This window comes from Candidatus Jordarchaeum sp. (assembly GCF_052745115.1).
This window is the reverse complement of sequence record NZ_JBRAKS010000192.1, coordinates 1-7,528: the sequence shown is the minus strand read 5'-3', so window position 1 is coordinate 7,528 and position 7,528 is coordinate 1. Positions and strand designations below refer to the sequence as shown.

Sequence of the window (7,528 nt, the reverse complement as noted above, 5' to 3'; positions counted from 1 at the left end):
ATATTTAGATAATAGAAATAGATTTACTACTGCTTGCTAGAAAAATTAGGTTAAATTTATTATTATAATGAATATTTCGTTTAAAATGTAAAAAATAAAAATTAAAGGTATTTAATTTCTAAGCCATTTATTTTTTTACTTTATCTATACCAAGTTTTGGAAGAAATTATTTAATATCAAAATAGTACTATTTACGCATTTATGCAGAAAACAGTTTTTATCAACTCGACTAGTGTCTCAAAATACTTTTGGTGATGTGCTTGGACTGGGTTTCGATGCTTATATCAGTGCTAATAGGACTTCTTTCGGGTGCTGTTACTGGCTTGATGGGTGCGAGCGGTGTGCTCATTGTGGTTCCTGCGCTAACTATGGCTCTGGATCTTCCTGTTCACGTTGCAATCGGTTCAAGTCTTGCAGTGGACGTGATAGCCTCAGTGGTTGTTGCGTATACATACTATCGGAATAAGAACGTGGATTTAAAATCCGGCATTTGGTTAGCATTAGGAGCGGTGATCGGCGCACAATTGGGCAGTATTTTAGCAGCTTATATTCCCGAGTTTGAACTCGGTGGTGTATTCTCTATATTTCTAATTCTTAGCGGATTGGGTTTATGGAGAAAGGAAATACGGCAAAGGCTAAGACTATTCTCAGGTGCATTACAAACAATAAAAATCGAACAGAATGCACATATTGCAAATATACCTATAGAGAAAAGGAAAGTCGCATTTACTATTATCATAGGTTTCACAATCGGTATAGTGAGTGGTATTATTGGAGCCGGCGGAGGAGTCATGTTCCTCCTGGTCCTCATCTTTGTCCTCAAATACCCCATCCACAAAGCTATAGGAACCTCCACCCTAATTATGGCGATAACAGCGGCGTCGGGAGCCATAGGATACACCCTGAACAACAACATAAGTCTCATTATTGCACTAATCGTAGGGTTTGGCACGGTTATAGGCGGTAGGTTCGGTGCCCTTTATGCTAACCGGGCCTCAGAGGAAACTCTAGCAAAAATCGTGGGAATAATATTTGTAATACTAGGGGCCGCTATGATTATAACCCAGCTTATTCCACAATTCCCTCTTTAACCATAATAGATTTTTTGGTAAAACTAATATATTTGTACGTTGGATTTAATATTTTTATAAATATTTGGTAGGAGGAAATGATTATGGCCGAAGGTGTAAAGGTCATCTCTATGACCTCTGAGAAACTGCCCTTTAAAAGCCCTGAAATGAATTTCCAATTCATCCGCGCATTAACTCAGCATCATGGAGGTGCAGAGTTTGGTGAGTGTTTTTACGCCGCTGAAAACACGAAGGACGGTGACCCAGAAAGCTGGGTAAAAGCGTGGACTGAAATTGCCAGCCTGGTAGAAGCTCGAGGAGAAGAATCTTTGGCAAAGAGACACAGTTTGAGTGCTCGTGAGAATTTCCTTCGGGCATCCAACTATTATCGAGCCGCTGAGTTTTATGCACAATGGGAAACTGCGCAGCATCAAGAGTTATGGGAAAAGAGTCAATCCTGTTTCCGACGTGCCATCCCTCTTTTCGATCCACCTATTGAAATTCTTGAGATTCCTTTTGATGATAAAATTTTGCCGGGATACTTCCTACCAGCAGACAGCAAGGGTGGTAAACGTCCAACACTCCTAGTGATGGGGGGATACGACAGCACTGGAGAGGAACTTTACTTCATTATTGGAGCCGAAGCAAACCGTAGAGGTTACCACGCCTTAATCTTTGAGGGACCGGGACAGCGTGGAGTTCTGCACTCATATCCTGATATGATTTTTAGATCGGATTATGAGGTGCCGGTCGAATCCGTTGTAGATTATGCCTTGACCCGCCCGGAAATAGATGGCAAAAGTTTGGCACTTATTGGTTTCAGCTTTGGAGGTTACCTCGCACCAAGAGCTGTTGCATTTGAGAAGCGTATTCGTGCTTTAATAGCGAATGCCCCCATTGTTAACTTTCGTCGCTTGGTATTAGGGGCACTTCCATTCTCTATTGAGGAGTTTTCCCCATTAGATATAAATAATCTTATTCAAACTGCGGCTAAGCAAAATCCAATGTTTCGAGCAACTGTAGAAAATTTTCTGAAACCTATGGGAGCAAGTACTCCTTGGGAGTTCTTTGAAAAAATATCAAATTATACCATAGAGCGCTTAGAGGACAATATTACGTGCCCCACGCTTAGCTTGATTAGCATAGGAGAAGGAGAGGAGGCAGTAGCTCAAGCACGTCAATTTCACGAAAAACTCTCATGCCTAAAAACGCTGCGCATCTTTACAGAAAAAGAAGGAGCTCATGGGCACTGCCAAGTCAACAATAGAAGCCTCATGTACCAAGTCGTATTTGATTGGTTGGACCAAGTACTCGAAAAGTAATTAATCGTGTACTGTTCAACAGGATAAGTAAAACCACAAAAATAATGAATAGATTATTCCAAATCTGGGAATACATTACAGAATGCTTAGCCCTAAAGCTTGCTAATATATTCTTCTTCCTTTTTTGTGTGGGCTTTTTTAAAATTTGGGAAATGTTTTTAATCGTAAAATTATTTGTGAGTTTATATATTTTCTATCTCATATTCTTGGATGAATGTGATTGAGGTAATACAAGCTTTCAAAAAATGTAAAGTGGAAAAATACGTATAGGTGATGTAAGGGTATACGTGGAGTTTATCTTATAAATATAAAATTATATTTATTATTGATGAATTTGTAATAAAAAGGTTTAAGATTTGGGAAAGTAGCAATTTCTATATGGAAAAATTGTGGAATTCGCATATCACAACCTTTTTTATATATAACCGTTACGTTTAAGATATGTTCATAACGTTTTCACCGAATTCGGAACAAGACCTAAAAAGGTGATAACAGAATGCCGGACAGTAGTTCCAAAGGCGTGATCAAGGAAGGAAGCATTGCACAATTTATGAGAAAAAGAACCCAGCTTGTCGGATTCTCCATAGAGCGGCACAAACATACACAATACGTAGCGGAATTCGTAGACAACGCTCTGGACGCTATTGAAACCGCTCAATGGAAGCACCAAGCTTTCAAAAACTTGAGCCCCGAGATTCCGAAAATTGAGTACACGCTTAAACCGTGGAATGAAAACGGAGCAAAACTTAAAGCCCAAAAAATTACAGCCCGGTTAAAAGAGATACTAGAGCCTCTACAACCTATTATAAACATGGAACCCATAGCCCTAGTAATAATTCAGAGAGTTGAGAAGCCTGAAATTTTACCGGATGATATTCAGGGCTCTGATATAGAAATGTATTCGTTTGAGGCTTTCGATAATGGTGTCGGGATAAGACCGGTGGACCTTGAAAAGTATGGAATATATTTAGCCTCAAGTAAATCTGAGAAGTTGAGACAGACTAGGGGAAGCCAGGGTTTCGGAGCCCCCAGTGCCTTTAGCGATGCTCAGAACACGACAGGCAGACCCATCACTGTGATCAGTAAACATATAAAAGAAAAAAGAGGTGAGCTTTCAGTATTCTATACTACGGGCGAAAATAAGAAAAAGTACACAATCCCACCCACTGGAGTAGTTGTCCCATTTAAGCATGGAACCTACGTGCAGCTCTGGTATCTTAATGTTAAATACGTAAGAAGTTATGCTGACGAATATACTCGCCAAACCGCACTTCTAAATAGTCACGTTACAATTATTTTTGTCGATCCCAATGGAGAAATCGCCATCTATCCGAGACGAGTTTCTGATTTTCCCGCAGAGCCAGTTTACACTGAGCCTCACCCAGAGTCCACCAGTATAGGAGACTTCCAAGAATTGATTAGGAACACGAAAGCTTCCAAAGTGATAGATTTTCTCACCACATCCTTCTGCAGAATAGGAAGTAAAAGGGCTAAGGACATAATAGAGAACGCTAACAAAAATACTAGAAACAAAATTAGTTCAAATTCCCTCGTTAAGAAATTGAACGATGAACAAATAAACGCACTTTACCGATCTTTCATTAGTATGAAGTATCCAGCTCCTCCAATCGACACTGTAGTCCCCGTGGGAAGAGAGGTGCTTCAAGGGGTCATTAAAAAGAACCTTAACTGCGAGTTTGTAGAAGCAGTTACCCGTCCTCCAACAAGCAGCAAGGGCTTAGCCTTTGTGGTGGAAGCAGCCATCGCTTATGATCCAAATAACCAAGCTTTAAACGACTTTGGTAACTCCATCCTAAACCGGTTCACGAACCGAACTCCAAAACTCAGAGATAATTCGGACTGTGCTATATGGAAAGCAGCTTCAAGTGTGAACTGGAAAAACTACAAAATTGACAAGGCAGATAACGGTCTACCACGAGGACCCTTAAAGCTATTTGTAAATGTTAGTGGTCCATTTGTACACGTCATGTTTAAGGCCCAGAGTAAACAAGCCCTTGCCGCAGACGATATTCTAGTAAGAGAAATCAAGCTGGCCCTTGAGGAGTTGGGCAGAAAATTAAAAACTCACATAACTAAGGGTGAAATCGAAACTAGAAGAATGAAGAGGGCGAAAACACTCTTGGAACACGCAGAGGTTTTTGCCAAGTCCCTTGTTGCCATAGAAGAAACCGATCCCGAATTAAACGTTAAACCCACATATGAGAAAGTATATAAAAATATTGAAGCCATGATAGCCTCAAATGAAAGAAAACTGGTAAGGAAAGAGAAAAAGGTTCAACAAAGAGGTAAAACCAAGACTGAACCCAAGCTGAAAACAGCGCCAGAAACAATCCCACCAGAAATATTGGCTGAAATTGCAAAAGCGTAACACGAGGAGAGTGTAATAGTTGTCAAAAGCGAAAGGAGCTACCCCATCGGATATTTCAATAGACTTGGGTAAAGTAAGAGAGTTAAGGGATAAGATGAGGGAAAAAAGTAAATCAAAGTTTAAGCCCCCTAAAGGAGCGGTGATTGTCGAGGAATTACCTACAGACAAAGTTCATAAGCGGATCCACGAGCAGGGACGCCAACTTCTTTTACAGATTGAAAATAAATCGCCACCAGAAATCTATATACCACAGAGAAGTGGGGACAATATAATTTATGATGAGGAAAATGACCTACTACTTCTGGGTGAGGGGAAGAGTTCGAGGGCACTTCTAAGCTTATCCACCTCACAAGACGTGGCTAGAAGCATGAGAGTGCTAGAACTTGTACACACTCTGGTGGAAAAAGACATTCATGCCACGAAGCGTGAAATCTTTTATAATGATGTTAATCTTTTCAAAGACCAAATAAACAGTGATAAAATCATCGACGACATCCCTCCCTTGCTTAATACTACCCGTGACTCTACACATATTGTAGCAAGCGCAAAGGGTATGGCTATAGGCAGACTCATAATAAGAGATAGCGGAGACACTATAGATCTCACAAAACTGGGAAGCGGTGGCTGGTCTATAACACCCTTCTTAGATAAGATCGAGATTAGGGAAAGCGATGCAGAATTTATACTAGTTGTGGAAAAGGACGCTGCACTTATCAGGCTTAGCGAGGCAAAATGGTGGAACAAATATCCCTGTATTATATTAACCGGAAAGGGATCCGCAGACATAGCCACAAGAAGCTTTCTTAGGAAACTGGTTAAAAATCTGAAAATCCCAGCCTTCGCACTGATGGATAGTGACCCTTACGGTTCCTACATATATAGTGTATATCTTAGGGGAAGTAAACGTCTGAGCTATGAGTCACCATTTCTTGCAACTCCTGAATTGAAACTCCTTGGGGTTTTAAGCAGAGACCTTGACAGCTACCAAATCCCTAGGGAATGCTGGCTAAAAATGACGGATAAAGACATCAAGCGAGCCAAAGAGATGCTAAAAGAGCCTTTCGTTCAAAGAAACAAAGAGTGGGCTGATGACCTCAAACTCATGATTGAGTTGAAAAGAAAAGCGGAGATTCAAGCCCTTAGCAGTCATGGATTCGAATTCTTAACTGAAACCTATCTGCCTCAGAAACTCTCAACCGGAGATTGGATTTAAAAATTATTATATTTACCTAACTTTTTTTAATTTTTATCCCATTATCTATATTAATAACGTATTTTTTAGCATTAATAAGTCAATTAGATTTATTAACGAGTACTCCTTCAAATAATTTGTAGAATGGGCGCCTCGGAAGTTGAGGAGGAAGATGGAAAAAAAGACAGAGGATTTCACATATATTTTGGATAGTTATTGGAAAGGAAGAACCAAAGGAAAAAGAGATACACTAGAAAAAATTGCAAAACTACTATCAAATGAAAACACTGAACTCCAATCCAAATTCTATGAATTCTTAGTAAATAATGGTGAAAGAGCTGTTAAACCTCTAGTAGAAACTTTGGCAATTAGCCAAAATCAAACAAGCTTAATGGTAATGGAAGTTTTGGGAGAAATAGGTGACCCTAGAGCAATTTACGCCTTAGCTTCCAAGCTAAAGAATAAGGATTGGAAGGTGCGGGGCGGAGCAGTCCTCGCTCTGGGAAAGATTGACCATCCTAAAGCAGTAAAAATATTAATCAAAGCACTTAAGGACAAAAACTTTACAGTACGTAGAAATGCCGCACTTGCCCTCGGAGAAATGAAGAGCAGAGAAGCAGTAGACCCCCTCATAAAAGCTCTTGAGGATAAGGACTGGCAGGTGAGAAGAACCGCAGCCTGGGCTCTAGGAGAAATTAAAGACCCCAAAGCGGTTACACCCTTAACAAAAAGACTAAAGGACAAGGATAGAGAAGTGGTCATCAAAACCATAGACTCTCTAAGGACTATAGGAGATCCCAGAGCGGTAAAAGACCTAGTGGCGGCTATGAGAGAAAAGGGAGAGATCCGCTACAAAGCGGTCTGGGCTCTAGGAGAAATTGCTGACCCCTCAGTAGTGGAACCTCTAGTCACAGCTCTGAAGGATCCCGATTGGAGGGTGCAGAAGAGGGCTGGCTGGGCGTTAAGGAGAATTTCTGGTGAAGAAGAAGAAAGTGAGCCAGATATAGAATTATAATAGAATTCATTCATAATGATGGGCAAATTGTTAAGGACTAGTACTGCAACTTTTTTTTAGTTTTTGGCAATTATTATACTATCTTCTGATTTTTTATAAGTCATTAAAGTTAGTTTTCTATAAAATATTTTAAAAAATTTAAAATTTCTTATTTTAATTATATTATATATAAGTTTGGCATATAAATTAAGGATTTTTTTGATATGTGATATTCCAAATAATATCAACCAAAATTGGAGGGAATATAATGAAGCCAATTGTTGAGACAGCTATTGAAGCAGGCAATTTTAAGACACTAGTGGAGGCAGTTAAAGCTACGGGTTCACAACAGTAGAAAGATTTAATGATAAATAATACCATTCTTGGACTTTAATCGTGAACCTAAACATCCGCAGAGACGTCTAATACAAGGCTACAACCATATGCCCACGAGAACCAAGTCGGCAATCAGCGTGGAGAACAAAAATCCGCTAAAAGGAACCACTGCTGGGCAAAGCAAAGGTTTCCTTCCAAAGGCGGACCACGGCTTAAACGCTGCTT

At 39.9% G+C, this 7,528-nt stretch carries 5 protein-coding genes; all 5 read left to right on the top strand.

Annotation, left to right across the window (positions count from 1 at the left end; translation table 11 throughout):
* The first annotated feature begins 260 nt into the window (after positions 1-260).
* The 5 genes from ACUVXA_RS13250 to ACUVXA_RS13230 all read left to right on the top strand — a co-directional run bounded on the left by ACUVXA_RS13250 (position 261) and on the right by ACUVXA_RS13230 (position 6,988).
* Positions 261-1,091: a sulfite exporter TauE/SafE family protein gene (locus tag ACUVXA_RS13250; RefSeq protein ID WP_445871750.1), complete on the top strand. Its 831-nt coding sequence runs from the start codon at positions 261-263 to the stop codon at positions 1,089-1,091.
* Between the two features lie 83 nt (positions 1,092-1,174).
* Positions 1,175-2,392, top strand: a complete 1,218-nt coding sequence (locus tag ACUVXA_RS13245; protein ID WP_445871749.1) for an alpha/beta hydrolase family protein — start codon at positions 1,175-1,177, stop codon at positions 2,390-2,392.
* A gap of 496 nt (positions 2,393-2,888) precedes the next feature.
* On the top strand, positions 2,889-4,781 hold the full coding sequence (locus ACUVXA_RS13240) for a DNA topoisomerase VI subunit B (RefSeq protein ID WP_445871748.1): 1,893 nt from the start codon (positions 2,889-2,891) through the stop codon (positions 4,779-4,781).
* Positions 4,782-4,800: 19 nt separating this feature from the next.
* Positions 4,801-5,994 carry a hypothetical protein gene (locus ACUVXA_RS13235; RefSeq protein ID WP_445871747.1) on the top strand — a complete coding sequence of 398 codons (1,194 nt, stop codon included), beginning with the start codon at positions 4,801-4,803 and terminating at the stop codon, positions 5,992-5,994.
* 151 nt (positions 5,995-6,145) lie between these two features.
* Positions 6,146-6,988: a HEAT repeat domain-containing protein gene (locus ACUVXA_RS13230; protein ID WP_445871746.1), complete on the top strand. Its 843-nt coding sequence runs from the start codon at positions 6,146-6,148 to the stop codon at positions 6,986-6,988.
* Positions 6,989-7,528 lie beyond the last annotated feature (540 nt).

Bases quoted from the DNA above. Each gene is read 5' to 3' on its own strand.
- ACUVXA_RS13245 (WP_445871749.1), top strand. From the start codon at position 1,175: ATGGCCGAAGGTGTAAAGGTCATCTCTATGACCTCTGAGAAACTGCCC.
- ACUVXA_RS13230 (WP_445871746.1), top strand. From the start codon at position 6,146: ATGGAAAAAAAGACAGAGGATTTCACATATATTTTGGATAGTTATTGG.
- ACUVXA_RS13240 (WP_445871748.1), top strand. From the start codon at position 2,889: ATGCCGGACAGTAGTTCCAAAGGCGTGATCAAGGAAGGAAGCATTGCA.